The 26,066-nt window shown below is 65.9% G+C and carries 23 protein-coding genes and 1 tRNA gene; 11 read left to right on the forward strand and 13 right to left on the reverse strand.

Going from position 1 to position 26,066, the window contains the following annotated elements:
• Positions 1–3: 3 nt before the first annotated feature.
• The 4 genes from P9273_RS16235 to P9273_RS16250 all read right to left on the reverse strand — a co-directional run bounded on the left by P9273_RS16235 (position 4) and on the right by P9273_RS16250 (position 4,843).
• A complete protein-coding gene (locus tag P9273_RS16235; protein ID WP_278049829.1) occupies positions 4–1,047 on the reverse strand; it encodes an ABC transporter ATP-binding protein in 1,044 nt (347 codons plus the stop codon).
• Entirely contained in the window at positions 1,044–2,645 is a 1,602-nt protein-coding gene (locus P9273_RS16240) for an ABC transporter permease (RefSeq protein ID WP_278049830.1), read from the reverse strand. The genes P9273_RS16235 and P9273_RS16240 overlap by 4 nt, the downstream gene beginning before the upstream one ends.
• Positions 2,646–2,851: 206 nt before the next feature.
• Positions 2,852–3,856, reverse strand: a complete 1,005-nt coding sequence (locus P9273_RS16245) for an ABC transporter substrate-binding protein (RefSeq protein WP_278049831.1) — start codon at positions 3,854–3,856, stop codon at positions 2,852–2,854.
• Between the two features lie 84 nt (positions 3,857–3,940).
• On the reverse strand, positions 3,941–4,843 hold the full coding sequence (locus tag P9273_RS16250) for a MurR/RpiR family transcriptional regulator (protein ID WP_278049832.1): 903 nt from the start codon (positions 4,841–4,843) through the stop codon (positions 3,941–3,943).
• 237 nt (positions 4,844–5,080) lie between these two features.
• Here P9273_RS16250 and P9273_RS16255 point away from each other — a divergent pair, with 237 nt between their 5' ends.
• From P9273_RS16255 to P9273_RS16275, 5 genes are all read left to right on the forward strand, one after another.
• Positions 5,081–6,100, forward strand: coding sequence for an LLM class flavin-dependent oxidoreductase (locus P9273_RS16255; protein ID WP_278049833.1), 1,020 nt, complete (start codon positions 5,081–5,083; stop codon positions 6,098–6,100).
• A 413-nt stretch (positions 6,101–6,513) separates the two neighbouring features.
• Positions 6,514–7,479: a sugar ABC transporter substrate-binding protein gene (locus P9273_RS16260; RefSeq protein ID WP_278049834.1), complete on the forward strand. Its 966-nt coding sequence runs from the start codon at positions 6,514–6,516 to the stop codon at positions 7,477–7,479.
• Positions 7,480–7,606: 127 nt separating this feature from the next.
• Positions 7,607–9,106, forward strand: coding sequence for a sugar ABC transporter ATP-binding protein (locus P9273_RS16265; RefSeq protein ID WP_278049835.1), 1,500 nt, complete (start codon positions 7,607–7,609; stop codon positions 9,104–9,106).
• Positions 9,103–10,110 carry an ABC transporter permease gene (locus P9273_RS16270; RefSeq protein ID WP_278049836.1) on the forward strand — a complete coding sequence of 336 codons (1,008 nt, stop codon included), beginning with the start codon at positions 9,103–9,105 and terminating at the stop codon, positions 10,108–10,110. Before P9273_RS16265 ends, P9273_RS16270 begins: the two co-directional genes overlap by 4 nt.
• A 22-nt stretch (positions 10,111–10,132) precedes the next feature.
• A complete protein-coding gene (locus P9273_RS16275; RefSeq protein WP_278049837.1) occupies positions 10,133–11,131 on the forward strand; it encodes a LacI family DNA-binding transcriptional regulator in 999 nt (332 codons plus the stop codon).
• Between the two features lie 86 nt (positions 11,132–11,217).
• Here the strand turns inward: P9273_RS16275 and P9273_RS16280 are convergent, their stop codons facing one another.
• Positions 11,218–12,276, reverse strand: a complete 1,059-nt coding sequence (locus P9273_RS16280) for an ornithine cyclodeaminase (RefSeq protein ID WP_278049838.1) — start codon at positions 12,274–12,276, stop codon at positions 11,218–11,220.
• A 2-nt stretch (positions 12,277–12,278) separates the two neighbouring features.
• A complete protein-coding gene (rocF, locus tag P9273_RS16285) occupies positions 12,279–13,211 on the reverse strand; it encodes an arginase (RefSeq protein WP_278049839.1) in 933 nt (310 codons plus the stop codon).
• Positions 13,212–13,342: 131 nt separating this feature from the next.
• Between rocF and P9273_RS16290 the strand changes: the two genes are divergently transcribed.
• The gene (locus tag P9273_RS16290) at positions 13,343–13,783 is read left to right on the forward strand and encodes an Lrp/AsnC family transcriptional regulator (RefSeq protein ID WP_278049840.1); all 441 of its coding nucleotides are present in this window, start codon (positions 13,343–13,345) and stop codon (positions 13,781–13,783) included.
• A 241-nt stretch (positions 13,784–14,024) separates the two neighbouring features.
• Here the strand turns inward: P9273_RS16290 and P9273_RS16295 are convergent, their stop codons facing one another.
• Positions 14,025–14,408, reverse strand: a complete 384-nt coding sequence (locus tag P9273_RS16295) for a hypothetical protein (RefSeq protein WP_278049841.1) — start codon at positions 14,406–14,408, stop codon at positions 14,025–14,027.
• 374 nt (positions 14,409–14,782) lie between these two features.
• Positions 14,783–14,857, reverse strand: a tRNA-Gly gene (locus P9273_RS16300).
• A gap of 278 nt (positions 14,858–15,135) precedes the next feature.
• Here P9273_RS16300 and P9273_RS16305 point away from each other — a divergent pair.
• The 4 genes from P9273_RS16305 (at position 15,136) to P9273_RS16320 (ending at position 18,023) form a co-directional block, all read left to right on the forward strand.
• The gene (locus P9273_RS16305; protein ID WP_278049842.1) at positions 15,136–15,630 is read left to right on the forward strand and encodes a prolyl-tRNA synthetase associated domain-containing protein; all 495 of its coding nucleotides are present in this window, start codon (positions 15,136–15,138) and stop codon (positions 15,628–15,630) included.
• Positions 15,631–15,733: 103 nt separating this feature from the next.
• A complete protein-coding gene (gene trxA / locus P9273_RS16310; protein WP_041000503.1) occupies positions 15,734–16,726 on the forward strand; it encodes a thioredoxin in 993 nt (330 codons plus the stop codon).
• 365 nt (positions 16,727–17,091) lie between these two features.
• Positions 17,092–17,763 (forward strand): LON peptidase substrate-binding domain-containing protein, encoded by a 672-nt coding sequence (locus P9273_RS16315; RefSeq protein ID WP_041000501.1) that lies wholly within the window; start codon positions 17,092–17,094, stop codon positions 17,761–17,763.
• Between the two features lie 14 nt (positions 17,764–17,777).
• A complete protein-coding gene (locus tag P9273_RS16320) occupies positions 17,778–18,023 on the forward strand; it encodes a Trm112 family protein (RefSeq protein ID WP_041000500.1) in 246 nt (81 codons plus the stop codon).
• A 153-nt stretch (positions 18,024–18,176) separates the two neighbouring features.
• Here the strand turns inward: P9273_RS16320 and P9273_RS16325 are convergent, their stop codons facing one another.
• Genes P9273_RS16325 through P9273_RS16335 form a run of 3 tightly spaced genes read right to left on the reverse strand, consistent with a single transcriptional unit; the run spans position 18,177 to position 23,993 of the window.
• The gene (locus tag P9273_RS16325) at positions 18,177–21,509 is read right to left on the reverse strand and encodes an error-prone DNA polymerase (protein ID WP_278049844.1); all 3,333 of its coding nucleotides are present in this window, start codon (positions 21,507–21,509) and stop codon (positions 18,177–18,179) included.
• A complete protein-coding gene (locus P9273_RS16330; protein ID WP_278049845.1) occupies positions 21,506–22,996 on the reverse strand; it encodes a DUF6504 family protein in 1,491 nt (496 codons plus the stop codon). Before P9273_RS16330 ends, P9273_RS16325 begins: the two co-directional genes overlap by 4 nt.
• Positions 22,938–23,993 carry an ImuA family protein gene (locus tag P9273_RS16335; RefSeq protein WP_278049846.1) on the reverse strand — a complete coding sequence of 352 codons (1,056 nt, stop codon included), beginning with the start codon at positions 23,991–23,993 and terminating at the stop codon, positions 22,938–22,940. Before P9273_RS16335 ends, P9273_RS16330 begins: the two co-directional genes overlap by 59 nt.
• Before the next feature lie 183 nt (positions 23,994–24,176).
• Here P9273_RS16335 and P9273_RS16340 point away from each other — a divergent pair, with 183 nt between their 5' ends.
• Positions 24,177–24,614 (forward strand): metallopeptidase family protein, encoded by a 438-nt coding sequence (locus P9273_RS16340; protein ID WP_041000495.1) that lies wholly within the window; start codon positions 24,177–24,179, stop codon positions 24,612–24,614.
• 117 nt (positions 24,615–24,731) lie between these two features.
• Here P9273_RS16340 and P9273_RS16345 read toward each other — a convergent pair whose 3' ends face one another.
• Both P9273_RS16345 and P9273_RS16350 read right to left on the reverse strand, forming a co-directional pair.
• A complete protein-coding gene (locus P9273_RS16345; RefSeq protein ID WP_041000493.1) occupies positions 24,732–24,938 on the reverse strand; it encodes a DUF1737 domain-containing protein in 207 nt (68 codons plus the stop codon).
• An 83-nt stretch (positions 24,939–25,021) separates the two neighbouring features.
• Positions 25,022–25,903 carry an HpcH/HpaI aldolase/citrate lyase family protein gene (locus P9273_RS16350; protein ID WP_278049847.1) on the reverse strand — a complete coding sequence of 294 codons (882 nt, stop codon included), beginning with the start codon at positions 25,901–25,903 and terminating at the stop codon, positions 25,022–25,024.
• Between the last annotated feature and the right edge of the window lie 163 nt (positions 25,904–26,066).

Raw genomic sequence — 26,066 nt, forward strand, 5'->3', positions numbered from 1 at the left:
TCATCAGTCGGCAAGAACGATACAACGCTCCGGCGGCAACGAGAACGCCAGCGACGAACCGACCGGCGGCGCCTCCGGCCAGTCGAGGCGGACGCGTTGCTGGCCAAGCTCCACCGCCAGCCGCCAGCAGCGGCCCTGGAAAGCGCTCGACAGCACTTTGCCTCGCAGGCGGTTTGCGGGATGCGCCTCGGCCGGCCGGGCATCCTCCGGACGCACCACAAGCATGCCGTCGCCCGGCTTCGCGCCGGGCGTCGCCAAGCTGTCGGCGGCGGCGCCCCGCGGGCTGAAGAGCCCGTCGCGCACGGTGCCCGGCACGACTGAAAAGCCGCCGATGAACCCGGCAACGAAGGAATCGGCCGGCGCCTCGTAGATCGCCCGCGGCGTGTCGAACTGGGCGATGCGGCCGTCGCGCATCACGGCGATGCGATCCGAAACGGCCATGGCTTCGGCCTGGTCATGCGTCACATAGATCACGGTCGCCGCCTCACGGCGCACCAGCTCCATCATCTCGATGCGCATGTCCTCGCGCAGTGCCGCGTCGAGATTGCTGAGCGGTTCGTCGAACAGCATCAGGGCGGGCCGCGCCGCCAGGCAGCGGGCGATGGCGACGCGCTGCTGCTGTCCGCCCGAGAGTTCAGATGGGAAGCGGTCGCGATAGGGCGCAAGCCGCGTGACCTGCAGCGCATGGCCGACGCGGGCGGCGATCTCCGGTTCGGCGAGGCGCTGCGCGCGAAGCCCGAACGACAGATTGCCCGCCACCGTCATATGCGGCCACAGCGCATAGTCCTGGAACACCATGCCGATCCGGCGCTTTTCCGCCGGCAGGACCGATCCTTCGCTCCAGACGACACGGTTACCGAGCGTGATCGTGCCCCTGTCGGGATCGACCAGCCCGGCGATGCTGCGCAGCAGCGTGGTCTTGCCGGAGCCGCTCGGGCCGAGCAGCGAGACGACCTCGCCGGCTTTGATCGCAAGGTCGAGATTGCTGAGCACGGCGCGCCCGCCGAGCGACTTCGAGATGCCGGCGCAATGGAGCGAAGCGGTCATGACGGCTCTCCCGGGGCGGCTGGGATGGTTTGGTGGCGACCGAAGGCCATGATGGCCTTCAGCGGATACCAGATCAACGCCGCCGCGCCGCCGGCGGCAGTCATGGCGGCAAGCGCGATCGCGCAGGCCAACCCGTCGCGATCATGGCTGAACAGTTTCAGGATCAGCGTCGGCGCCGGCGGGCCGCTTTGCGGGATGAGCATTTGCGACATCGGCAATTCGAACACGGTGCGGATGAAGGTGAGCAGGAAGGCGGTGACGACGCTGAGCAGGATCAGCGGCAGGGTCACCGATATCAGACACCGGACCGCGCCGACGCCGGAGAGCCGCGCGGCGTCGGTCAGGCTCGGCGCCAGCTGGCCGATGGCCGAGAGGATGACTACCAGGCAATAAGGCAGCGCCGCCGCGACATAGCCCATGACCAGCAGCGAGCCGTCGCCATAATGCGGAAACGGCCAGTCGCGGAAGCCGGGCAGCCGGTTCCAGACCAGGATGTAGCCGAAGCCGAGCACGATGCCGGGGATCGCGACCGCGCCCAGCGACAGGCCCAGCACCGCGGTGCGCATGACGGGGCTCGAACGATCGAGCCGGGCCGACAGCAGCAGGGCCAGCGTGCTGGCGATGATTGCGGTGAGGCCGGCATAGAAGAGGCTGCGCACCAACCCGTCATTGGCCGCCGTGTTCAGGCTGAGCGCCGCGCCGATATTGGCAACCGTGAAATTGTCCGGCGCCAGCCCGTGTCCGAGCGTGCTGGTGAGCGCCCTGACCGCGATCGCGCCGAGCGGCAGAATCAGCGCCAGGAAGGCGACCAGCAGCGCCAGCGCGAAAACGAGCCAGCGCCAGGCGCCAAGGTCATAGCGCCGGGCCGGCCTGGCCCGTCCGGAGATCAGTTGCGGATCGGCGCGGCGGCGCAGCAGCCTGTCGGCCACGACCACGAGCAGAACCAGCGCCAGCAACACGAGGGCCTGCGCGCCGGCGGCGGGAAAGTCGACCGGGTAGTCGCTTGCCGCCGCGTAGATGCCGTAGGTCAGCACGCCGAAGCTCGACATCCTGGCGATCGTCGAGGCCAGCCCGAAATCGGAGAGCACCTCGGCGAAGGTGGCGATGAAGGAGAGCATGATGGCCGGCGCCAGCAAGGGGCCGTTGACGCGCAGCCAGATCCTGAGCGGTCCGGCGCCCGAGAGGCGCGCGGCGTCCTCCAGCTCGCTGCCAAGCCCAGCCAGCGCGCTGCCGATGATGAAGACCGCGAGCGGGAAGAGGCTCAGCGTGTGCACGAAGACCAAGCCGGCCAAGCCGAAGAAGGAGGCGCCGAGCCAAGGCGGCAAAAGGCCAAGCTGCGCCAGATAGCCGCCGGACGACATCAAAAGCACCCAGGCCAGCGCCTTCAGGTAGGACGGCGTCAGGAACACCAGCCAGGGCACCAGCGAAATCGCGCCGCCCAGCGGTATGTCGCAACGCTGCACCAGCACGGCGAAGGCGCCGCCGAGGATGGTCGTCGTCAGGGCCGCAAGCAGGCCGAGCTCCAGCGAATGCAGCGATATGGGGCGAGGAGAAGATGCGCGCGAGCGGTTCGGCGCTGAAGAGACCTTGCGCGCCATCGACCGCGAACAGGCCGGGCATCACGGCCTGCAGCAGCACGAGCGCCAAGGGCAGGCCGATCAGCAGCGCGAAGACGGCGTAGACCGCCAGCGGTCCGGCAAGACGCGCCAGCGCGGGCGAGCGCCTGCGCGCCCACCCGCTCGAGCCGATGCCGCCGGCGGCGGCATCGAATTTCTGCACCATCGTCATTGCCTGGCGAGCACGGTCACTGGACGAATTTTTCCTTGTACCACTGCTTCCACTCCGTCTCGTGCGCCGAGGCGGTCGCGTCGTCGAGATGGGTGTAGGCGATGTTGGTCTCGCGGCCGGGCTTGGGATTCACGCCCTTGATGATCGGGATGAAGAAGAAATCGGTGTCGTCGCCGTTCTGCATCGCGGCCTGGCCCTCGGCGCTGGTGACGAAGTCGATGAATTTGCGCGCTGCGTCCATGTGCTGCGTCTTGGCGCTGATGCCGAGGCCCTGCGGCAGCGAGACCGAGCCTTCGCTCGGATAGACGGCGACGACAGGCTCGCCGGCGGCGATCTTGGAGAAGATGGCGCTGTCCTGGTTGATGCCGACCGCGGCGTCACCGGTGAGCACGGCCTTGTTGACCTTGCCGCCGCTGGAGAGGCCGGAGAGCGACTTGTTGGTCAGCGTCTTGGCGAGCAGTTCCTTGCCGGCGTCGACGCCATTGGTCTGGAAAAGGCCGGCCAGCCATTGATAGGCCGGGCCGGAAAGGTTCGGGTCCTTGGCGGCGACGCTGCCGGCGAAGCCCTCAAGGTCGGCCCAGGATTTCGGCATCTTGTCGGCCTTGACCTTCTTGGTGTTGACCTCGATCGCGGTGGTGCTGGTGCCGGTCGGCAGGAAGGCGTGGCTCCGCGGGATCAGCGACTTGCCGAGATCTGTCCAGGCGATCTTGTCATAGGCCTCGGCCGGCACCGGCTGCAGCACATGGTCGGCCGCCATGCGCTCCATCACGGCCGAGCCGTCGAGCCAGACGATGTCGAATTGCGGGTTGCTGCCCTCGGCGGCGATCTTGCCCAGCGTCTCGCCGGTGCTGCCGGGCTCGACGACGTCGACGGTCAGCCCGGTCTTGGCCTGAAAAGCCTTGGCGACCGGACCGGCGAAGTCGAGCGCGTCGTAGAGCACCAGGTCGGCGGCGCATGCCGGCGCGGCAATGGACAGAGCCGTCAAACCAAACGCAAGTCCAAGCGTTGTCTTTATATTCATATCGCTCTCCTGTTGTTTAGAAAGGCAAAGTAATGCCAATTCTATATTAGTAGCCTTTGGCCGACATTTTTATGTCAGCGGCGATTACTTCTTACGCGTCCCGCGTTTTATCCATGCCTTGTCGATCGCGCCCCGCAGGCTGCTCAGCCGGTCCAGGCTGTCGAACGCGGTCTCGCCGGCCTTTGCCGCGAGCGCGATGATCATTGCCTCGATGAGCACCATGGTGCCGCCATGGGTCGCGAGGTGGTCGGCCTTGCCGCGCGGAACCGGCAGCGTGGCCGCGATCCTGTCGGAGACGAGCGGTCCGAGATTGTCGCTGATCAGCACCACCGGCACTTCATGCAGGCCGGCCTGGTCGAGGACGATCTCGACCTCGCGGTAAAGCGGCGCGTAGGCCATCATCAGCACGGCGTCACCGCTTTGCAGCCACAGCAGACGGTCGGCGAGCGCGACGCCGGAAACCGACAGCGCGCTGCTCGGCAGACCGATCCTGTTGAATTGCAGGGCCGCGTATTCAGCCATGGCGCCCGACGGGCCGATGCCGAAGATGTGCCGGCGGGGGGCGGCGGCCAGGAGGTCGACGGCGTGGGCGAAGGCCGCTTCCATGTCGGGCTGCTTCAGCGCCTCGAGCGCACTTTCATGGAGGCCGACGACATGGCGCAGCGCCGAGGCGCTGTCACCGCCCGTCTCCTGCAAGGTGCGGGCCAGCCGCTTGCCGGGCGAGGCCGTTCCGGTCAGGTCCGCGAGCAGCACCTGGCGCAGCGCCGACAGGCTGTCGAAGCCGAGGGAGCGCGCGGTGCGCACCACGGTCGCGTCGCTGGCGCCGGCAAGGGCGGCGATTTCGGCCGCCGATCCAAGCAGCACCGCCTGCTTCTGGCTGACGAAGAAGCGCGCCATGCGCTGTTCGGCCGGCGGCAGGGCTTCCAGCGCCGCCTCGACGCGGTCGTCGAAGGCGCTTTGCCGGTCGGCGGGATTTTCGGATGTCATGGTGGCCGGCCATTCGTCGGGAAGGTTCGTAGCGATCGCTACGGCGCCGACATTCCGAAATGTTCATTACACCCGTGTGACAGCACATCCGTGTGACAGCGCCAGGATGCCTAGGCCCGTGGCGATTGACGGTCTGTATCCGTTCGGTGTCCGTTGTATCGCGGCGCTGCCCTGGCTATCTGCTGGAGCAACAAGGAGTTCGAGCGGTCAGTGGGCCGCTGCAGCAGGAATGGAGCCATGAAGAAGATCGGATTTCTGTCGTTCGGGCATTGGTCGCCCTCGCCGCAATCGGGCACGCGCTCGGGCGCCGACGCGCTGTTGCAGTCGATCGACCTCGCGGTCGCCGCCGAGGAGCTCGGCGCCGACGGAGCCTATTACCGCGTCCATCATTTTGCCCGGCAGCTCGCCTCGCCCTTCCCGCTGCTTGCCGCGGCGGGCGCCAAGACCAAACGTATCGAACTCGGCACCGCCGTCATCGACATGCGCTACGAGAACCCGCTTTACATGGCCGAGGACGCCGGTGCTGCCGACCTGATCGCCGGCGGGCGTCTGCAGCTCGGGATCAGCCGCGGCTCGCCCGAGCAGGTGATCGATGGCTGGCGCTATTTCGGCTATGTGCCGGAAGAGGGCAAGACCGACGCCGACATGGCGCGCCGGCACTCGGAGATCTTCCTCGACCTGCTGCGCGGCGAAGGCTTTGCCCAGCCCAATCCGCGGCCGATGTTCCCCAATCCGCCCGGCCTGCTCAGGCTGGAACCCTTCTCGGCGGGCCTGCGCGAACGCATCTGGTGGGGCGCGGCCACCGATGCCACAGCGGTCTGGGCGGCCAAGCTCGGCATGAATCTGCAGAGCTCGACGCTGAAATTCGACGAGAGCGGCGAGCCGCTGCATGTCCAGCAAGCCAAACAGATACGAGCCTATCGCGCCGCCTGGAAGGAAGCCGGCCACACAAGGGAGCCGCGCGTCTCGGTCAGCCGCAGCATCTTTGCCCTCGTCAACGACATGGACCGCGCCTATTTCGGCGGCAGCGAGGGCGAGGACCACTTTGGCTATATCGAGCCGGAGAAGCGCGCCGTGTTCGGCCGCACCTATGCCGCCGAGCCGGACAAGCTGGTCGAGCAGCTGAGGGAGGACGAGGCGATCGCCGAGGCCGACACGCTGCTGCTCACCGTGCCCAATCAGCTCGGCGTCGACTACAACGCCCATGTCATCGAGTCGATCCTGAAGCATGTCGCGCCGGCGTTGGGCTGGCGGTGATTGGCGGTTTCGGCGATAAATCCGCCCATAGGGCAATCGCCTGACATCACACGGTCCATGGGCTCGGAGCGTCAATTGCCGACGCTGGCGCTGCCCCTCATCTGCCTGCCGGCATCTTCTCCCCGTTGAACGGGGAGAAGGGGCTAGTCGCAACGCCGACACTTCTCTTTGCACCTCGGCGAATGGCGAAATCGACGGCGACGGCGTCTTTCTCCCCGTCACAATACGGGGAGAAATGCCCGGCAGGGCAATGAGGGGCAGCGCCAGCTTCTCAGGCAAACGTGTAGGCCGCAACTTCAAATGGCGCCCTCGGCAGCTTGCGTCCTGATATTGACACTCTTCAAATCCGCGCTCTACTCTCCAGCGTAATCGGTTACGTAACCGATTACGGCTCAATCAAGTGGAGGAGACTAATGAGCAAGGTTCCGAACACGCACTGGCTTGGCCCGTTCTCGCGCCGTCAGTTTCTGAAGACCAGCGCGCTGGCCGCCGGCGCGCTGGCGCTGCCGCTTGGACCGGCTTTTGCCGCCGACAAGCCGAAGGTCGGCCTGGTGATGAAGTCGCTGGCCAACGAGTTCTTCAAGCAGATGCAGGCCGGCGCGGAGGAGTATGCGGCCAAGAACAAGGACAAGTTCGATTTCGCCGCCGTCGGCATGAAGGACGAGCGCGACTTCGCCGCGCAGGTCGACGCCATCGAGAACTTCATCACCCAGAACTACAATATCATCGTCGTGGCGCCGGCCGATTCGAAGGCGATGGTCACGCCGATCGCCAAGGCGCTGAAGGCCGGCATCAAGGTCATCAACATCGACGTGGCGCTCGACGAGGACGCCAAGAAAAAGGCCGGCATCGACCTCGCCTTCTTCGGTCCCGACAACCGCGCGGGCGCCAAGCTCGCCGGCGATGCGCTGGGCAAGGCGCTGGGCAAGGGCGGCAAGGTCGTCATCCTCGAAGGCAATCCGGAAGCCGACAACGCCAAGCAGCGCAAGCTCGGCTTCGATGATTCGGTAAAGGAGTACGGCCTCGACCTGCTCGATTCCAAGACCGCGCATTGGGAGACCGAGGAAGCCAACACGCTGATGACCAACTTCCTCACCCAGCATCCCGATATCCAGGGCGTGATGGCGGCGAACGACTCGATGGCGCTCGGCGTCGTCAAGGCGATCGACGCGGCTGGCAAGTCCGGCCAGATCAAGGTCGTCGGCTTCGACAACATCCCGGCCGTGGGCCCGCTCCTGAAGAGCGGCAAGATGCTTGCCACCGTCGAGCAATATGGCGCGCAGATGGCGGCCATGGGCATCGACTACGGCCTGCGCGAGCTTGCCGGCGAGAAGTTCTCCGGCTGGGTCAAGACCGACATCAAGCTGATCACCGCATGAGGCGAGCGAGCCGCCGGCACTCCCTCCGGCGTTGCGCTTGTCTCATCACCGCCGCCGGTAGGTCCGGCGGCGGTGACGGAGCGCCGCTATCGCCGCGGACATGAGCGATTTAGGGTGCTGCCTGCCCATGGATGCGATTCTCTCCCTTGAAGGGGTCGGAAAGATCTTTCCCGGCGCCGTCGCCCTGAGCGACGTGTCGCTGGGAATCGCGCGCGGCGAGACCCACATCATCCTGGGCGAGAACGGCGCCGGCAAGTCGACGCTGATCAAGCTTCTGGCCGGCATCTACCAGCCAGACTCGGGCACGATCGCCTTCAGCGGCCAGCCCTACCAGCCGAAGACGCCGCATGACGCGCAGCAGAGCGGCATTCGCATCGTGCACCAGGAACTGAACCTTCTGCCCTATCTCAGCATCGCCGAGAATCTGATGCTGGAAAGCCTGCCGCGCCGCGCCTTCGGCATCGTCGACCGCAAGGCGCTCAACAGCCGCGCCGTGGCCCTGCTCGAGGAAGTCGGTCTCGACATCGATCCGCGCACGCGCGTCGAGGCGCTCGGCGTCGCGCAGATGCAACTGGTCGAGATCGCCAAGGCGCTGAGCTACGATTCGAAGCTCTTGGTGCTGGACGAGCCGACGGCGACGCTGACGCCGCCCGAGATCGAGCGGTTGTTTTCCATCATCAAGCGGCTGAAGGCCCGGGGTGTCACCATCATCTATATCTCGCACCGGCTGCATGAGGTGTTCGAGATCGGCAACCGGGTGACGGTGCTGCGCAACGGCAGACTGGTCGCGACGCGCGATCTCGAAGGCCTCGGCGTGCCCGATCTGGTGCGCATGATGATCGGCCGCGACATTGCCGACGAATATGGTTTCGACGCCAGGGTCGTGCCCGGCAAGGTCGCGCTCCGCGTCGCCAATCTGAAGCGCGACGCTTCCACTCCGGAGATTTCCTTCGCGGTGCGCCGTGGCGAGATCCTCGGCGTCGCCGGGCTGGTCGGCAGCGGCCGCACCGAAGCCATGCGGGCGCTGTTCGGCGCCGATCCGAAACTCGACGGCGTCGTCGAGATCGGCGGCAAGCCGGTGGCGATCGCCGCGCCCAAGGATGCGGTGCGGCATGGCTTGAGCCTGCTCACCGAGGACCGCAAGGGCCAGGGCCTGCTGCTCGACATGGCCGTCGACAGGAACATCACCATCACCGATCTCGGCAAAGTCTCGCGCAACGGACTGCTCAACCGCCGTGCGGAGGCAGCCGCGGCCAACGACCTCGTCGGCCAGCTACGCGTCAAGGCAAGCTCGATCGAGCAGGCGGTGCGCAACCTTTCCGGCGGCAATCAGCAGAAGGTGGTGCTAGCGAAATGGCTGTTCCGCGGCACCTCGACGCTGATCCTCGACGAGCCGACGCGCGGCGTCGATATCGGCGCGCGGCGCGAGATCTATCAGCTTCTGTGGATGCTGGCGGCGCAGCAAAAGGGCATCATCATGGTGTCGTCCGACCTACCTGAATTGATGGGCATGTGCCACCGCATCATCGTCTTTTCCAAGAACCGGATCGTCGGCGAGGTGCCGCGATCCGAATTCGACCAGGAGCGCATCCTGTCGCTCGCCTATCAGGAGTATGTGCGACCATGAGCGAGACGACCGCTTCCGCGCCTGTTTCACCCGGAAGGGCAAAATTCCTGCGCTTCCTGGTGCGCGATGCCGGCGTGCTCTTGGCGCTGGTGCTGATCACCTTGTTCTTCTCGGCCACCGCTCCCTATTTCGCCACGTCCGGAAACGCGCTGAAGATCTTCGTGCAGATCGCCATCAACACCGTGCTGGCGGCCGGCATGACCTTCGTCATCCTGACCGGCGGCATCGATCTTTCGGTCGGCTCGGTGCTGGCGCTTTGCACCGTGGTCGGCGCCACCGTGATGATAAGCGAGAGCCTGTCGCCGGCGGTCGCGATCACGCTGGCGCTGCTCGCCTGCATGGCAACGGGCGCGGTGTGCGGCTTCCTGAACGGCTGGATCTCAACGCGCTGGAAGATCCCGTCCTTCATCGTCACGCTCGGCATGCTCAACATGGCGGCGGGCGCGGCCCGCGTCGTCAGCGACAATTCGACCATCACGGGCCTGCCGCAGAGTTTCGTCGATTTCGGCAATCTCATCATCGGCGGCTTCCTGCCGTCGATCTTCCTGATCGCCGTGCTGGTGATCGCGGCCGGCTGGTTCGTGCTGCGCTTCACAGTCTTCGGCCGCATGATCTTCGCCGTCGGCACCAATGACGAGGCGGTGCGGCTGTCGGGCCACAATCCGGATTTCTACAAGGTCGCCGCCTTCACCATCAGCGGGCTCACCGCCGGCATCGCGGCCATGGTCTATCTTCTGCGCCTCAACATCGGCAGCCCGATCGCCGGCGTCGGCTACGAGCTCAATGCGATCGCCGCCGTCATCATCGGCGGCACCAGCCTCAGCGGTGGCAAGGGCTCGATCATCGGTACGCTGGTCGGCGCCTGCATCCTGCAGGTCTTGAGCACCGGATTGCAGCTGCTCGGCGTCGGCGACAATTTCAAACCCATCGTGATCGGCCTTGTCATCGTGCTCGCGGTCATCCTAGACGCGTATCGGGAGAGGCTGCTGCGGAAGATTCGGTAGGAGACCTCGGGGAACCAAGGCCATGACGACCATTGCCGATGTCGCGCGCCAAGCGGGGGTGTCCGTCGCCACCGTCTCGCATGTTATGAACCGCACGCGCCATGTCGAGCCGGAAACCGCCGAGCGCGTGCGCGCCGCAATCGCTGCGCTGCGCTACAGCCCGAACTCGGTGGCGCGAAGCCTGAGGCGCGGCGAGACCAAGACCATCGGCCTGCTTCTGCCTGACAATTCCAATCCTTTCTTCGCCAGCGTCGCGCGGCAGATCGAGGATGCCGGCTTCGTTTCCGGCTATACGGTGATCCTGTGCAACTCCGACGGCAATGCCGAGAAGGAGGAGCGCTATCTCTCGGTGCTGATGGCCAAACAGATCGACGGGCTGATCTTCGCCGGCTCGTCCGACCATGCGCGCGTGTTCGCCCGCCTCCTGCCCAGCGTGCCCGCGGTGCTGCTCGACCGCGAGATCCAGTCGGTCAACGTCGATTCGGTGCTGGTCGACCACGAGCATGGCGGCTATCTCGCCGGCAAATACCTGGCCGGTCTCGGCCACGAGAAGATCGGCGTCATCGGCGGTCCGCGCGATTCGAGCTCCAGTCCCGCCCGCCTGCGCGGCTTCGCGCGCGCGCTCAAAGAGGCAGGCCTTGAGCTGCCGTCCTCGTCGATCGTCGATTCCGACTATCATTTCGCCGGCGGCCGCCTGGCGATGGAGCAGCTGATTGCGCAGGCGCCTGAAACCACGGCGGTATTCGCCTGCAACGACCTGATGGCGATGGGCGCCGTCACCGCGCTGCGCTCGCGCGGGTTGCGGGTTCCCGACGACATCTCGATGGTCGGCTTCGACGACATCCCCTATGCCGTCACCACCTGGCCGCCGCTGACGACGATCGCGCAGCCGGTGGAAAAGATCGGCACGCGGGCCGTGAGCCTGCTGCTCGAGAGGCTGGGCGAACCGGCGGCACCGTCAAGGCGCGAGGTGCTGGCGCCGGTGCTGGTTGAACGGGAAAGCTGCGCGGCGCGGCGCTAGTAGGCGCCAGCATCATCAACGCAGGCGCCGCCCCTCATCCGCCGTTCGGGCACCTTCTCCCCGTGAAACGGGGAGAAGGGAAAGGCTTACGCCGCCGGCTGCATGGCCGCCCTCTCAAGCATGCCGAACAGGTCGCGCGGCTCGTCGGGGTCGGCAAGCAGGTCGAGCTCTTCATAGAGGCCGGTGGCCTGGAGCTGGTCGCGGACGTAGCGCAGCGCGGAAAAATCCTCGGTGGCGAAGCCGACGGAATCGAACAGCGTGATCTGTTCCGGCGCCTTGCGGCCGGGCGCCTGGCCGGTCAGCACCTGCCACAGCTCGGTCACCGGATGGTCGGCGTCGAGCTGCTGGATCTCGCCCTCCACGCGCGTCTGCGGCGGGAACTCGACAAAGATCTCGGAGCGCAACAGGATGTCGCGGTGCAGCTCCGTCTTGCCCGGGCAGTCGCCGCCGACCGCGTTGATGTGGACGCCGGAGCCGACCATGTTGTCGGTGAGGATCGTGGCGTACTGCTTGTCGGCCGTCACCGTGGTGATGATGTCGACGCCTTCCACCGCGTCCTGCCCGGTCGCGCAGATGGTGATGTCGAAGCCTTTGCCGGCGAGGTTGCGGGCGCATTTTTCGGAAGCGGTGCGGTCGATGTCGTAGAGCCGCAGCTTGTCGATGCCGAGCAGCGCCTTGAAGGCGATGGCCTGGAACTCGGATTGGGCGCCGTTGCCGATGATGGCCATGGCGCGCGAGCCCTTGGGCGCCAGGTATTTTGCCGCTACCGCCGAGGTTGCCGCGGTGCGCAGCGCCGTCAGGATGGTCATTTCGGTGAGCAGCATCGGATAGCCGGAGCCGACATCGGCGAGCACGCCGAAGGCGGTGACGGTCTGGCGCCCCTCGCGCATGTTCTTCGGATGGCCGTTGACATATTTGAAGCCGTACATCTTGCCGTCGCTGGTCGGCATCAGCTCTATGACGCCGTCATGGCTGTGCGAGGCGACGCGCGGCGTCTTGTCGAACAGCTCCCAGCGGCGGAAATCCTCCTCGATATAGGCGGCGAGCTCGGTGAGGAAACGCTCGACGCCGATGGCGAGCACGAGCTTCATCATGCGGTCGACGCTGACGAAGGGAACGATGGCGAGGCGCGAAGGCTGGGTCATGGTCAGAGGCTTCCGGAATGGCTGCGGGTCGGGCGGTCCATGATGCGGCGGCCCATCAGGCTGGCGGTGAGGTCGACCATCAGGATGGCGGTGCGGCCGCGCTCGTCGAGGAACGGGTTCAATTCGACAAGGTCGAGGCTGGAGACCAGGCCTGAGTCGGACAGCATCTCCATCACCAGATGCGCCTCGCGGAACGTGGCGCCGCCGGGCACGGTGGTGCCGACGGCCGGCGCGATGGACGGGTCGAGGAAATCGACGTCGAGGCTGACATGCAGGAGCCCGTTCTCCTTCTCGACACGGGCGAGGAAGGCGCGCAGCAAGGGCGCGATGCCGTGCTCGTCGATGGCGCGCATGTCATGCACGGTGACGCCGGCTTCAGTCAGCGCGCGGCGCTCGGCCGGATCGACGCTGCGCAGGCCGATGGCGCAGATACGGGCCGGGTCGACCGCCTGCGGCAGATCCGGGAAATAGCCCTTGAAGCCGGCTTGTCCGCTCGCATAGGCGAGCGGCACACCGTGCAGATTGCCGCTGGTGGTAGTGTCGAGCGTGTGGAAATCGGGATGCGCGTCGAGCCACAGCACGAAGAGCGGCCGGCCGCGCTCGGCGGCGCGGCGCGCCACGCCCGACACCGTGCCGGCGGAGATCGAATGGTCGCCGCCGAGGAAGATCGGCATGGCGTCCTTCGAAGCGGCGTAGGCGGTCTCGGCGATCGCCGCCGTCCAGGCGGAGATTTCCGGCAGCGCCTTCAGCGCGAGATTGCCGTGCACCACCGGGCGCGCCGCGGCCTTCTCGACCGCGCCCCAGTCCTCGACCTCGTGGCCGAGCTCGGCCAGCACCGAGACCAGTCCCGCCGTGCGCAGCGCGCTCGGCCCCATTTCGCATCCCATCCTGCCCGCGCCGTCCTGCACCGGCGCACCGACGATCCTGCAGCGCATGATTGTCTCATCCTCGCGATTGATCGGCTCGATTGGATCACCGACCGCTGGCGGTTTGAACAGGCGAAATTGGCATTTCGAGAAGAATGATTTATCATTCTGGGCAAACACCTTGATCGAACTGGGCAATCATGGACGCGCTCGACGAAAGGCTGGTCACGCTTCTGAGGCACGATGCGCGGCGCAGCGTCTCCGACCTTGCGGTCGATCTCGGCGTCTCGCGCGCTACGGTCCGGGCGCGCATGGAGCGGCTGGAGAGATCCGGCGAGATCATCGGCTACACGGTGGTGCTGCGCGCCGACGCGGTCGATCAGAAGATACGCGGCGTGATGATGATCGAGATCGAGGGCCACGCCGCCGATCGCGTCGTGAAGGCGCTGGGCGGCCTCGCCGAGGTCTCGACCATCCATACCACCAATGGGCGCTGGGACCTGGTGGTGGAACTCGGCACCGCCACGCTGACGGATTTCGACGCGGTGCTGCGCCGCATCCGGCTGATCCCCGGCATAACGGGCAGCGAAACGAGCCTCTTGCTGGCGACGCCGCGGACGACGAGGGCAAGGCTGGCGTAGTTGCGGGTCCACTTTCAACCCGGACGGCAATGCGGGAAGACGTTTACCGCCAAGAAGGCTTTCGAACAGGAAAAACGGCCGCCGGTGAAGGCCTAAAGCATGTCTCCCGAAAGTGGGAACCGGTTTCGGGGCAAAGACATGCGCAAAATCAAAAGCCTAAAGCGCGGGGAGCGAATCTGATCGCGACGCGCTTCAGGTAGGTCTGATCACACCGGCGGCAGCATTGGACGGGCGAATATCGTCAGCCGTTCGGATAATAGCCGCCGTCGGCGCCGCCGCCCATATAGGTGCCTTGGCCGGTGGCATTCTGAAGCCGCTGATCCAGATCATTGATCTGGCCCATCACCGAACGTCCTCCGGTCGGCCGGATTGCATCCGCCTGCCGCATCAGGTCGCGGGCCTGGTCCTCAGAGATCTTGCCGACCTCCCTGGCCTCACGGATACCCTGTTTCACGCCAAGCAGCTGCTCCGTCGCCGCTCTCGCTTCTGGATCCTTCGGCACCGATGCCGTGGTCATGGTGTCGACCTGTGCCCGATGGTGGCGATGCACGGCATAGGCGCTCGAAAGCGGTATGGCCGCGAAGATCGAGGCGGCCGCGATGATTTTTGGGATAAAAGAACGCATGATGACATCTCCTCTGAAGCGGTCAAACCGCTTTTCCGAACGGGCCGTCCGGTCGCGTCGTGTCGCGGTGCAGGCCATTCACCGCCGGCGGTTCTCGGCCCAGGGAGGAAATGTAGAAGCCGGCGCAACATCGGAATGGAGTGGCACGCAAACGTTATCCGATGTGATCTGCGGTTGAATCGCGGCGCCGCAATCCGCGTCCTCATGCGAACGGGACTCGCGAATCGCCCGCCAGCCCCCGATACCGGCATTGGCGCATGGCGCCGCCGGCCCTCGCCGGTCGTTCCGTCCGGCGAGGGCTGCCCGCAGGCCTAAACGCGAAAAAGCCGCGGCGAACCGCGGCTTTTCGTTTGCTTGATCCTCGGTGAGGAAACTGGAGCGGGTGAGGCGATTCGAACGCCCGACCCCAACCTTGGCAAGGTTGTGCTCTACCCCTGAGCTACACCCGCTCGCGCGGCCTTGGGCCGCAAGCCGCGCCTATATGGCCGAAGAGCGCGGCGATTGCAACAGGGAAATGACGGTCTTTTTGGGGCTAATTCTTTCCGCGGCGACGTTCGCTCGAAAAGCATCGAAGCGGCGGAACCGGGGCGATCGCAAATCAGCAGGCAAAGCCGCCGCCGGCCTTTCCGGGAATTGCTCCTTTCCCGGAAAGGCCGGCGGCGGCCTTGCCCCGATGGCACCGTTGGCCCTAAACGGCATGACCGCTCTTTTGACCGCGCGAGGACCGATGCCGAAGACCGAAGCCGAGCTCAACGAATTTCTTGCCGATCTCGGCATTTCCGTCTCGACCGTCAGGCACCCGCCGCTGTTCACGGTCGCCGATTCGCAAAGCCTGCGCGGCGAGATTCCCGGCGGCCACACCAAGAACCTGTTCCTCAAGGACAAGAAGGACAATTATTTCCTCGTCACCGTCGGCGAGGACGCCGCGGTCGATCTGAAGCAGATCCATCACCTCATCGGCGCCGCCAGCCGGGTGTCGTTCGGCAAGCCGGAGATGCTGATGGAGCTGCTCGGCGTCATCCCCGGCGCGGTCACCGTCTTCGGCCTGATCAATGACACGGAAGGACGCGTGAAGGTTGTTCTCGACGAAGCATTGATGAGCCATGACATCATCAACGGCCACCCGCTGACCAATGAGGCGACGACCTCGATCACCGCCGCCGACCTGATCAGATTCGTCAAGGCAACTGGCCACGATCCTGTTATCTTGAAAGTCTCATAATCTTGAAAGTCAGGGCTTGATCGCCACATGGAAGGCGGTTCCAAAATCCGAAAAATGACGCGCCGGGCGCCGACGCCTGACGCGCGACCGAAAGGGCGACACGATGAGCGACAACAATCCGTATAGCGGCGCGTTCGGCGGCAATGGCGGCCAATACGCCCAGACGGTGCAGTATGGCGGCGGCGACCGCCCCAAGGTTTCGCTGGGCGACGCGCCGGCGGCGGCCGACCTGATCAAGGATACCACGACCGCGACCTTCGCCGCCGACGTCATCCAGGAATCGCGCCGCCAGCCGGTGCTGGTCGATTTCTGGGCGCCATGGTGCGGGCCCTGCAAGCAGCTGACGCCGCAGCTCGAGAAGGCGGTGCAGGCCGCCGGCGGCAAGGTCAAGCTGGTCAAGATGAACATCGACGACCATCCGTCGATCGCCGGCCAGCTCGGCATCCAGTCGATCCCCGCGGTCATCGCCTTCAAGGACGGCCAGCCGGTCGACGGCTTCATGGGCGCCATTCCCGAAAGCCAGATCAACCAGTTCATCCAGAAGATCGGCGGCAAGGGCGGCGGCGCGCCGCAGATCGCGGACGCGCTTGCCGCGGCGGCGGAGGCGCGCACGGCCGGCGACGCGCAGACCGCGGCCGACATCTATGACGCGATCCTCGAGCAGGCGCCCGAGACGCTCGAGGCGATCGCCGGGCTGGGCGAGATCCTGTTCGATGCCGGCGACGCGCAAGGCGCCGAGGCCGTGCTCGCCCGGGCGCCCGAGGACAAGAAGGACGCGCCGGCGCTGGCGGCGCTGCGCGCCAAGATGACGCTGGCGGCGGAAGCGGCGGCGCTCGGCAATCCGGCCGAGTTCGAGCGCCGGCTCGCCGCCAACCCGGCCGACCATCAGGCGCGTTTCGACCTGGCGATGGTCCAGAACGCGCGCGGCGAGCGGAATGCGGCCGCCGACAATCTGCTGGCGATCGTCAAGGCCGACCGGACCTGGAACGACGACGGGGCCAGGGCGCAGCTGTTGAAGTTCTTCGAGGCTTGGGGAATGACCGACGAGGCGACGCTCGCGGCACGCCGCAAGCTCTCGTCGCTGCTGTTCTCGTAGAGCAATTCCAGGAAAACCGTTTCACACTTTTCCTGGAATTGCTCTAAAGCGCGTCGCGATCTTTCAGATTCGCTCCATGCGCTTTAGATTCTTGATTTACGCATGTCTTTATCCCGAAACCGGTTACCACTTTCGGGAGACATGCTTTAGGCTTGGTTTTGCGCAATTCCGGGCGGAAACCGCTGGTTCCTGGAATTGTCGTCAAAGTTTTTTGCCGACTGTCGCGGCCGGCAGGCTTGAGCGGCGGAGCACCAGCGCCAGATAAGGGCAGGTCGGCGGTTCGCCGCCGATCGAAGGCGGGTTTGCCGGTGCGAGAGGAGATTGCAGGGTGAAGCGTTTGCCGGCGTTGCTTTGGGAGGGTTGCGGTGCGCGTCGGTAACGCACTCTACCGGCTTGCCAGGGATCTGCCGACGGCAGTCCCAGTGTTTCCGCTCGCCGGAGCGCTGCTTCTGCCCGGCGGCCGCATGCCGCTCAACATCTTCGAGCCGCGCTACCTGCAGATGATAGACCAGGCGATGGCCGGCTCGCGGCTGATCGGCATGGTCCAGCCGAGCCTCGACGGCGCAGTGCGCGACGACGGCGAGCCGGAGCTGTGCAGCGTCGGTTGCGCCGGGCGCATCATCTCGCTAGCCGAAACGGGCGACGGCCGCTACCTGATCTCGCTGCAGGGCGTGTGCCGGTTCCGCATCGTGCAGGAGCTCACGGCAAAGGCGCCGTTCCGGCAGTGCAAGATCACACCGTTTCTCGCCGACCTCGATGAGGACCCGGCCGGCGCCGAGGTCGACCGGCCGGCGCTGCTCAAGGCATTTCGCGCCTATCTGCAGGCCAACGACCTCGAGGCCGATTGGGAGAGCGTCAGCCGCGCCGAAAACGGCATGCTGGTCAACGCGCTGTCGATGATGGCGCCCTATGGACCGGCCGAGAAGCAGGCGCTGCTGGAAGCGCCGGACCTCAAGACGCGCGCCGAGACGCTGATCGCCATCACCGAGATGACGCTGGCGCGCGAGGACGACGAGTTTGGGTCGAGCCTGCAATAGTTTGGGGTGAGCTCATGGCGGACGGACGGGACGGACGAAAAGCCACGGTCGATCCGAAGCTTCTGGAATTGCTCGCCTGCCCGTTGACCAAGGGGCCGCTGACCTGGGACCCGGAGCGCAACGAGCTGGTCTCGCGCGTGGCTAAGCTCGCCTATCCGGTGCGCGACGGCATCCCGATCATGCTGCCCTCGGAGGCGCGCACGATCTCGGCCGAGGACATGCTGACGCCACCGCCGCCGCGGCTCGGCGGGCCTTCGTGACGGGACCCTGCAAGCCTTCGAGATAGGAAGCGCTGCAGCGCACTGGTCGGAGACGCTGGCGGGACAGAGGGGGTGTGAAGGAACGCGGCTTTCACAATATCTTTCTCTCATCCTGGCGTCTTCGCTCCGATTAAGGGCAGAAGGTCTCTGTGCCTACTGAAAATTCCGCCCCTTCGGCATGACCTGTTGTGCGGTGCTCGACAGCGTCGCGACGTCCTGATGGAACGGCAGGCCACGGCTTGCGGCGGATCCAACCGGCCGTTCGGCGGGGTTATGCTCGATGACCGGGCGACTGGCGGACTCCAGCAGCACGCTCAGCCATGGAGTCAAATCCTCGATCCGGTCGGCGACGATGTGGATGACGTCCGATTCGTGCTGCAGCTTGCCGGTGACGCGGATGAAGCGCGCGCCCATCACCACCGAGCGGAAGCGGTCGAAGACGCGCGGCCAGACGATGACGTTGGCGATCGATTTCTCATCCTCCAGCGTGAGGAAGATGGCATTGCCCTTGCCGGGACGCTGGCGCACCAGCACGAGGCCGGCGACGGAGACGCGGCGGCCGTCGCGCACCGACGGCAGGCTGGCATTGGGTGTGATACCGGCACGGGTGAGCTTTTCGCGCAGGAAGGCGACGGGATGCTCCTTCAGCGACAGGCCGAGCGAACGGTAGTCGTGCACGACATGCTCGCCGAGCGGCATTTTCGGCAGCTTGGTTTCCGGCTCCAGCTCGCGCAGGCTGAGCGAAGGCTGATCGAATAGCGGCAGTTTCTCGGCGGCGCTCTTGCCGTCTAGCGCCCGCACCTCCCAGAGCGCGGCACGACGGTCGAGACCGATCGAGCGGAACGCGTCGGCCTCAGCCAATCTTTCGATCTCGCCGACATCGAGGCCCGAACGCAGCCAGACATCCCTGACCGATCGATAGCCGTCGCCGCGTTGAGCGACGACGGATTCCATGCGTTCTTTGGACAGGCCCTTGATCTGGCGGAAGCCGAGCCGCACCGCATGCGCCGTTTCGATGACGCCGCGCATCGAGGCGTGGCGCTCGAGGATGCGTGAGGGATCGAAGGCGGATTGCTCCAGCGTGCAGTCCCAGAGGGAATGGTTGATGTCGACCTCGCGTATCTCGACGCCATGGTCGCGCGCGTCGCGCACCAGCTGGGCCGGCTGGTAGAAACCCATTGGCTGCGAATTCAGGATCGCGGCGCAGAAGACATCGGGAAAGAAGGTCTTGAACCAGCAGGAGGCATAGACCAAGAGCGCGAAGGACGCGGCATGGCTTTCGGGAAAGCCATATTCGCCAAAGCCTTCGATCTGCTTGAAGCAGCGCTCGGCGAACTCTTTTTCGTAGCCCCTGCCGACCATGCCGTCGATCATGCGCTGGCGGTAATTGCCGATCGTGCCGGTGCGCTTGAAGGTCGCCATGGCGCGGCGCAACTCGTCGGCTTCGCCCGGCCGGAAGCCGCCGGCGACGATGGCGATCTTCATCGCCTGTTCCTGGAACAGCGGCACGCCGAGCGTTTTGCCAAGGATTTCTTCCAACTCAGGCTTGGGGTATTCGGCCTTCTCCTTGCCCTGTCGGCGGCGCAGATAGGGATGCACCATGTCGCCCTGGATCGGCCCGGGACGCACGATCGCCACCTCGATGACAAGATCGTAGAATTTCTCTGGCTTCAGGCGCGGCAGCATAGACATCTGAGCGCGCGACTCGATCTGGAAGACGCCAAGCGTGTCGGCTCGCTGGATCATGGCGTAGACGCGCCTGTCCTCTTCCGGGAGGGTGGCGAGCACGTAGGGTCGTCCAAACCGATCCCGCGCTTCCGGATAATGATCGGTGAGCAGGGTCAGGGCGCGCTTCAGGCAGGTCAGCATGCCGAGCGCCAGCACGTCCACCTTGAGGATCTTCACCGCGTCGAGGTCGTCCTTGTCCCACTCGACCATCTTGCGCTCCTCCATCGCCGTCTTGACGATGGGCACGACCTCGTCGAGCCGGTCGCGGGTGATGACGAAGCCGCCGACATGCTGGGAAAGATGGCGGGGAAAGCCCATGATCTCATTGGCGCGCTCCAGCACCTGACGCGACAGCGGGTCGGTACGGTCGAGGCCGCCGGCATCGGCTTCCCTTTCGCCGAGCTCGGAGGTCGACCAGCCCCAGATGGTGCTCGACAGCGCGCTCCTGACATCCTCCGACAGGCCCATGGCCTTGGCCACTTCGCGCAGGGCCGAGCGGCCGCGATAGCTGATGACGGCGGCGGCCAAGGCGGTGCGCTTGGCGCTGTATTTCTCGTAGATATAGGCAATGACCTCGTCGCGCCTTTCATGCTCGAAATCGACGTCGATATCGGGCGGCTCGTTGCGCTCCTCGGAGATGAAGCGCTCGAACAGCGCATCGATCCGGTCGGGGCCGACTTCGGTGATGCCGATGCAGAAGCAGATGACCGAATTGGCGGCGGAGCCGCGCCCCTGGCAAAGGATGTCCTTGCTGCGGGCGAATTTCACGATGTCGTGGACGGTCAGGAAATAGCGCGCATAATTCAGGCGCTCGATCAGCGCGAGCTCCTCTTCGATGCGTTGCAAGACATGGGCGGGAACACCGGCCGGATAGCGCACGGCCGCGCCTTCGCGCGCCAGGCGCTCGAGCTCGGCCTGCGGCTCGAGGCCGGATTCGGTCGGCTCGTCCGGATAATTGTATTCGAGATCGCTGAGCGAAAAGGTCAATTCGTCGGCGAAACGCAGCGTCTCGGCCAGCGCTTGCGGGTGGCGGCGAAACAGGCGCGCCATCTCCAGCGGCGGCTTCAGATGGCGCTCGGCATTGGCGGTCAGTTCCAACCCGACCTCGGAGACCGGCGTGTTGAGGCGGATCGCGGTCAGCACATCTTGCAGGGGACGGCGATCGGCGGCGTGGTAGAGCACGTCGTTGGTCGCCATCAGCGGGAGGCGCGCATGCTGGGCCATCGCCGCCGCCTGCTCGATGCGGAAGCGGTCCTTGCCGCCATAATCCGGCGCCACGGCCAGCCGGAGCGCCGCGCCAAAGCGATCCTTAAGCCGGCTAATGACCTTCAGATTGTCCTCCGCGCGGGCTGACAGATTGGGCAAGATCGCCAGCGACATCCGATCGCCCCATTCGAGAAAATCGCTCAATTCGAGCAGCGTCGCGCCCTTCTCGGTCTCGTCGCGCAGATTGGCCTGGGTCAGCATGCGGCAGAGATGCCCCCAGCCCTGGCGGTCGCGGGGATAGGCGAGGATGTCCGGCGTGCCGTCGCTAAACACCAGCCGGCAGCCGGGATGATAGGCCATCTTCTCCACCTTGGCCTGCTGCCAGGCGCGCACGACACCGGCGACGGTGTTCCTGTCGGCAAGGCCGATCGAGGCAAAGCCGTAGAATTTCGCCGTGACCACCAGCTCCTCCGGCTTGGAGGCGCCGCGAAGGAAGGAGAAGTTCGACTGGATGCCGAACTCGGCATAGGGGATGACCGTCAGCGCGTTCATGCGAACACCCCATGCATGAACCAGCGCGGCGGCGCAGCCCGCGACGCGCTGCCGTAGAGACCCTGGCGGTAGAGCCAGTAGCGGCGTCCCTCGCTGTCCTCGATACGGTAATAGTCGCGGGTCGGCGCCTCTTCCTCGCCGGGCAGCTGCCGCCACCATTCGGCGGCGATACGCTCCGGCCCCTCGGCGCGGGCGACGCGGTAGAGCGCGCGCCGCCAGCGGAAATTCATCGGCGGTCCCTCCGGGATCTCGGTCGCCGGCACCTCGATCGGCTCGGGCGAGCGAAACAGGCGCACCGGCCGCTCCGGCGGATAGACCGTCATCGGCGGCGCCGTTCGGGGCGCCACCGCCCGGCCAGCTGCCGGCGCGCGCCTTTGCGGCGCTTCGGCGAAAGGCACGGTTTTAACGGCGCGTTCCGGCAGATGGCTCTCGACAATCAACGGCTTCAGAACGGCGGCCTCGCCGAGGCGGGCGCGGACGCGGTCGGCGAAGAGCGCGATGTCGGCATCATCGTCGGCCACCTCGCCAGTCAGGTCGCCCTGAGCCAAGTCGAAGGCGGCGACCGACAGCACGGACAGCCGCACGAGGTCGAAGCCGAAGCCGGCATCGATGGTCTGCTCCAATGCGGTCAGCCGTTCATGGAACAATCTTTGGATCAGCCGCGGCTCGCGCATCGGGCGCGAGGTGCCGACGGCGATGCGGCTGACGGCGCCGTCGACACGGAAGAGAAGCAGCGCCAGCGTCCGCGCGCCTTCGCCGCGGCGTTCGAGATCGGTCTTCAAGGCGATCGCCAGCCGGCTCACCAGCCGCTCGATGTCGTCGGTGAGCACGACCGGCTCGGCAAGGTGGCGCTCGACCGAGAGCGGCGCGACGGGAAGGCGCGGCGACACGGCCTCGTCGAGGTGGCCGAGCGCCTGGTCGAGACGCAGAAGCAAGGTGGCGCCGAAGCGGCGGGCGAGCGGCGCGCGGGGTGCTGCCATCACCGCGCCGGCAGTGCGCAGGCCCACACTTTCCAGGCCGGTACGGGTCTCCGGCGCGATGCGCAGCGCCGAAAGCGGCAGGGGCGAAAGCAGCGCCTCCTCCTCGCCCCCGGCCACGATGCGGTCGCCATGGAAGCGCGCCGCCGCCCAGGCGGCGCCCGGCGTGGAGGCGAGGCCGGCGCGGACATCGAAACCCTGCTGGAAGAAGCGGGTGAGGATCTCGCCCTGCATGGCGCGCTCGCCGCCGAAGAGATGCGTGCAGCCGGTGACGTCGAGGAACAGCCCGTCCTCGCCGTCGATCGCCACCAGGGGCGTGTAGCGGTCGCACCAGTCGGCAAGGCCTTCGAGCAGGCGGCGGTCGGCTTCCGCGTCCGCCTCCACCACGTCGATCGAAGGATGCATGGCGCGGGCATCGGCAATGCCCATGCCGCGCTTCAGCTTCAGCGCCTCAGCCCGCTCGTCGAGGGCTGCGATGCGCTGGGTGTTGTTGTCGCGATGGCTGATCACCAGAGGCAGATGATGCGACGGCCGGGAACGCCAGGACCGCCCCAGACGCTGGCGCAGGATCCGCTCCGCGCTGAGATGTGGGAACCACAGCGACAGAATTCTCTGTTCTTTCTGCAAAAGCGTGCTCATCGGGGTTCCACTCCAGTGTGAATTGTCCGGGCAGGGCCGTGCGGCTCTTGCCGATATCGATGGTGAAGGCGGGGCGGCCGATCGAGCCGGCGAGCGGCCCGGCGACGGTCTCGCGGCTTGCCGAAGGTGCTGCCGAGACGATGAGGCGCACCGGGGCTGCGGTGGGTTCGGCCGCGCCGGCCTGGCGCAGCAACAGCAGCGGCCGGCCGGCGTTCCGGGCGCGGGCATGCAGGCGGCGCGTGGCGGTGAGGTCGAGAAGCCGCGGGCTGCCGCGGAGCTCGAGGATGACGGCGGCGAAGGCCGTCATGCGGGCAGCCTCCTCGGCGATCCACAGCGCGTCCAGCAGCTTCGGCGCCTCGGAAAACAGCAATTGCTCCGGCTCGATGCCGAACAAGGCGTGCAGGCCCTTGGCATAGGGAAGACCGGCCTCGTGGAAAATTTCCGCCGTGCCGACCCACAGGATAGGCAGGCCCTGCTTCTCCTTGAGGATCAGGCTTACGAGCGAGAGCGCGAAGCCGGCGACGGCACCGGCATCGCGGGTCTCCAGGCCATGGATCTCGCTGAGCGCCGCCTTGGGCAGGCCGCCGCCGAGGGCGGTGTCGAGGCGTTCGATGCCGGTGTGCAGGAAGGCGTCCGCCGAAGCCACGGCAAGGCCGCGCCGGACAAGTGTCATGTCCGATCCGCCGGCATTGTTGGATATTTGATTTTCCGCAATTCCGGACGAAAAACCGCTTCGCACTTTTCCTGGAATTGCTCCAGGCGCGCCGGGCGCCGGCGCCTGCAGGCGCTCGGGCAGCGTTCCTTCGATCTTCGCGATCTGGCGGCGCAGGGCAAAAATAGTGTCCCGCGCCACGGCGCTCATCGCCATGACGTTCACTTCCGGCAGCAATTGTTCCTGTTATGTTCTTATAGATTCCAGAGGCGTCCGGAAGAGTCAAGCAGACTCGCAAGGAATTTATTCCTTCGTCTTTTACCCTGAAAGCGGGCCGCCAGCCGGCTCATTTGCCTCTATCGGCGCGAAAGCCTATATGCCGGGATCAAAGGAAAGCTCATGGCCCGCATCTATAAGACACGCACCTGGCACGATCAGCTCTCGCCGTCGATGGACGAGATGGAGCTTCTGGCGCTGGAAACCTACGCCCATCTCCCGGAAGAGTTCCGCAAGCTCACCGGCGAGATCGTCATTCAGATCGCCGATTTCCCGACCGACGAGATCATGGATGACCTGTCGCTGGAGACCCCCTTCGACCTGCTCGGCCTGTTCGAGGGACGCGGCATCGCCGAGCGCTGGAACCCGCAGACCGGCGAGGGCCCGAACCGCGTCACGCTCTACCGCCGCGCCATCCTCGACTACTGGGCCGAGAACGAAGAGACGCTGGGCGACATCGTCACCCATGTGCTGATCCATGAGATCGGCCACCATTTCGGCCTGTCGGACGACGATATGGAGCGGATCGAGGAGGCGGCCGAGCAGGTGGCGCCAGGCTGAGTGTTACGCCGTTTTGTGGACGCCTCTCATCCGGCCGCTTCGCGGCCACCTTCTCCCCGCGGGGAGAAGAGATTGGGCGCGGCGCCGACCGCCTCCTCTGGGCGAGGGGGCGTCGCCTTACCAGTCGCTCAGCTTGGTGTCCGGCGTGTAGTCCTGGCCTTCGACATCCTTCACCACAGCCTGGCCGCAGCGCATCGACTTGGTTGTCTTGTCATAGGCGTAGGTCGGCGAGCCGAACAGGTGCCAGCCCTTGTTCAGCGCCGCCGTCACCTTGTGGCAGAAGGTGGCGTCGTCCGGGCCGGTGAGGAAGCGGTAGAGTTTCATGGATTTGTCCTGTCGTGCCTATCTGCCGTGCCTGATCTGTCTTGATTGCGCGAAAAGCCGGGTCTGAAAAATCTCGCCCGGCATCATGCGCCGATGATCGCGGCCTTCGCCAGAAGTTTCTCGGCTTCCGCCAGATGCAGCCGCTCGACCATGCGGCCGTCCAGCGCAATCACGCCCTTGCCGGCATTTTCGGGCCGCGCGAACGCATCCCGGATCGCGCGGGCCCTGGCCAGTAACTCCGCCGACGGCGAAAAGGCGCGGTTCGCCGGCTCGATCTGGGCCGGATGGATCAGCGACTTGCCGTTGAAACCCATGGCCGCAGCCTCGGCGCATTCACGGGCAAAGCCGTCGAGGTCGCGGAAATCATTGGCGACGCCGTCGATGACGTCGAGGCCGCCGGCCCGCGCCGCGAGCACCAGCTGCATCAGCCAAGGCGTCAGATAGCGCCGGTCGGGCGTCGCCAGGATGCCGGTCGCCTTCACCAGGTCGTTCGTTCCGGCCACGAAACAAGCCAGTCTGGAAGCCGGATCGCGGCCGAGCTCGGCGATGGCGCCGATATTGATTAGCGCCCTGGGCGTCTCGACCATCGCCCATAGTTTCACGCTGTCCGGCGCGAAATTGTCGTCGAGCAAATCGCCGACTTCGAGGATATCGCGCGGCGTGCCGATCTTGGGCAGGAGAATGCCGTCGGGCTCGGCCTTGGCCACCGCCAACAGGTCGTCGGTGCCCCACTCGCTGCCCAAAGGATTGATGCGCACCACCATCTCGCAGCGCCGTTCGGGGCGCGCAGCCAGGATGCCGGCGATCTTGTCGCGCGCCGCTTCTTTGTCGGCGGGCAAGACGGCGTCCTCGAGATCGATGATCACGGCGTCGCAGTCCAGCGAGCCGATCTTGGCGAGCGCCTTGTCGTTCGAGGCGGGAATGTAGAGCACCGAGCGGCGCGGGCTGTAGGGTTCTTGAGCCATGGCCGATCTATGCCGGGTGATGGCGGATGAGGCAAGGCGAGTCGTCACCGCAGAGGTTGGCGCCGCCCCTCATCCCCCTGCCGGGACCTTCTCCCCGTGAACGGGGAGAAGGGTGCTGGCGTGCACGAAAACTGCAAACCCTTGCTGAAAAGCTCCGGGATTC

It is taken from the genome of Mesorhizobium sp. WSM4935 (genome assembly GCF_029625735.1).
Classification (GTDB): domain Bacteria; phylum Pseudomonadota; class Alphaproteobacteria; order Rhizobiales; family Rhizobiaceae; genus Mesorhizobium.

What these genes read in the sequence shown, in the direction of transcription:
- P9273_RS16235 (WP_278049829.1), bottom strand. Translation starts at nt 1,047, where the DNA reads ATGACCGCTTCGCTCCATTGCGCCGGCATCTCGAAGTCGCTCGGCGGG.
- P9273_RS16240 (WP_278049830.1), bottom strand. Translation starts at nt 2,645, where the DNA reads ATGGCGCGCAAGGTCTCTTCAGCGCCGAACCGCTCGCGCGCATCTTCT.
- P9273_RS16245 (WP_278049831.1), bottom strand. Translation starts at nt 3,856, where the DNA reads ATGAATATAAAGACAACGCTTGGACTTGCGTTTGGTTTGACGGCTCTG.
- P9273_RS16250 (WP_278049832.1), bottom strand. Translation starts at nt 4,843, where the DNA reads ATGACATCCGAAAATCCCGCCGACCGGCAAAGCGCCTTCGACGACCGC.
- P9273_RS16255 (WP_278049833.1), top strand. Translation starts at nt 5,081, where the DNA reads ATGAAGAAGATCGGATTTCTGTCGTTCGGGCATTGGTCGCCCTCGCCG.
- P9273_RS16260 (WP_278049834.1), top strand. Translation starts at nt 6,514, where the DNA reads ATGAGCAAGGTTCCGAACACGCACTGGCTTGGCCCGTTCTCGCGCCGT.
- P9273_RS16265 (WP_278049835.1), top strand. Translation starts at nt 7,607, where the DNA reads ATGGATGCGATTCTCTCCCTTGAAGGGGTCGGAAAGATCTTTCCCGGC.
- P9273_RS16270 (WP_278049836.1), top strand. Translation starts at nt 9,103, where the DNA reads ATGAGCGAGACGACCGCTTCCGCGCCTGTTTCACCCGGAAGGGCAAAA.
- P9273_RS16275 (WP_278049837.1), top strand. Translation starts at nt 10,133, where the DNA reads ATGACGACCATTGCCGATGTCGCGCGCCAAGCGGGGGTGTCCGTCGCC.
- P9273_RS16280 (WP_278049838.1), bottom strand. Translation starts at nt 12,276, where the DNA reads ATGACCCAGCCTTCGCGCCTCGCCATCGTTCCCTTCGTCAGCGTCGAC.
- rocF (WP_278049839.1), bottom strand. Translation starts at nt 13,211, where the DNA reads ATGCGCTGCAGGATCGTCGGTGCGCCGGTGCAGGACGGCGCGGGCAGG.
- P9273_RS16290 (WP_278049840.1), top strand. Translation starts at nt 13,343, where the DNA reads ATGGACGCGCTCGACGAAAGGCTGGTCACGCTTCTGAGGCACGATGCG.
- P9273_RS16295 (WP_278049841.1), bottom strand. Translation starts at nt 14,408, where the DNA reads ATGCGTTCTTTTATCCCAAAAATCATCGCGGCCGCCTCGATCTTCGCG.
- P9273_RS16305 (WP_278049842.1), top strand. Translation starts at nt 15,136, where the DNA reads ATGCCGAAGACCGAAGCCGAGCTCAACGAATTTCTTGCCGATCTCGGC.
- trxA (WP_041000503.1), top strand. Translation starts at nt 15,734, where the DNA reads ATGAGCGACAACAATCCGTATAGCGGCGCGTTCGGCGGCAATGGCGGC.
- P9273_RS16320 (WP_041000500.1), top strand. Translation starts at nt 17,778, where the DNA reads ATGGCGGACGGACGGGACGGACGAAAAGCCACGGTCGATCCGAAGCTT.
- P9273_RS16325 (WP_278049844.1), bottom strand. Translation starts at nt 21,509, where the DNA reads ATGAACGCGCTGACGGTCATCCCCTATGCCGAGTTCGGCATCCAGTCG.
- P9273_RS16335 (WP_278049846.1), bottom strand. Translation starts at nt 23,993, where the DNA reads ATGGCGATGAGCGCCGTGGCGCGGGACACTATTTTTGCCCTGCGCCGC.
- P9273_RS16340 (WP_041000495.1), top strand. Translation starts at nt 24,177, where the DNA reads ATGGCCCGCATCTATAAGACACGCACCTGGCACGATCAGCTCTCGCCG.
- P9273_RS16345 (WP_041000493.1), bottom strand. Translation starts at nt 24,938, where the DNA reads ATGAAACTCTACCGCTTCCTCACCGGCCCGGACGACGCCACCTTCTGC.
- P9273_RS16350 (WP_278049847.1), bottom strand. Translation starts at nt 25,903, where the DNA reads ATGGCTCAAGAACCCTACAGCCCGCGCCGCTCGGTGCTCTACATTCCC.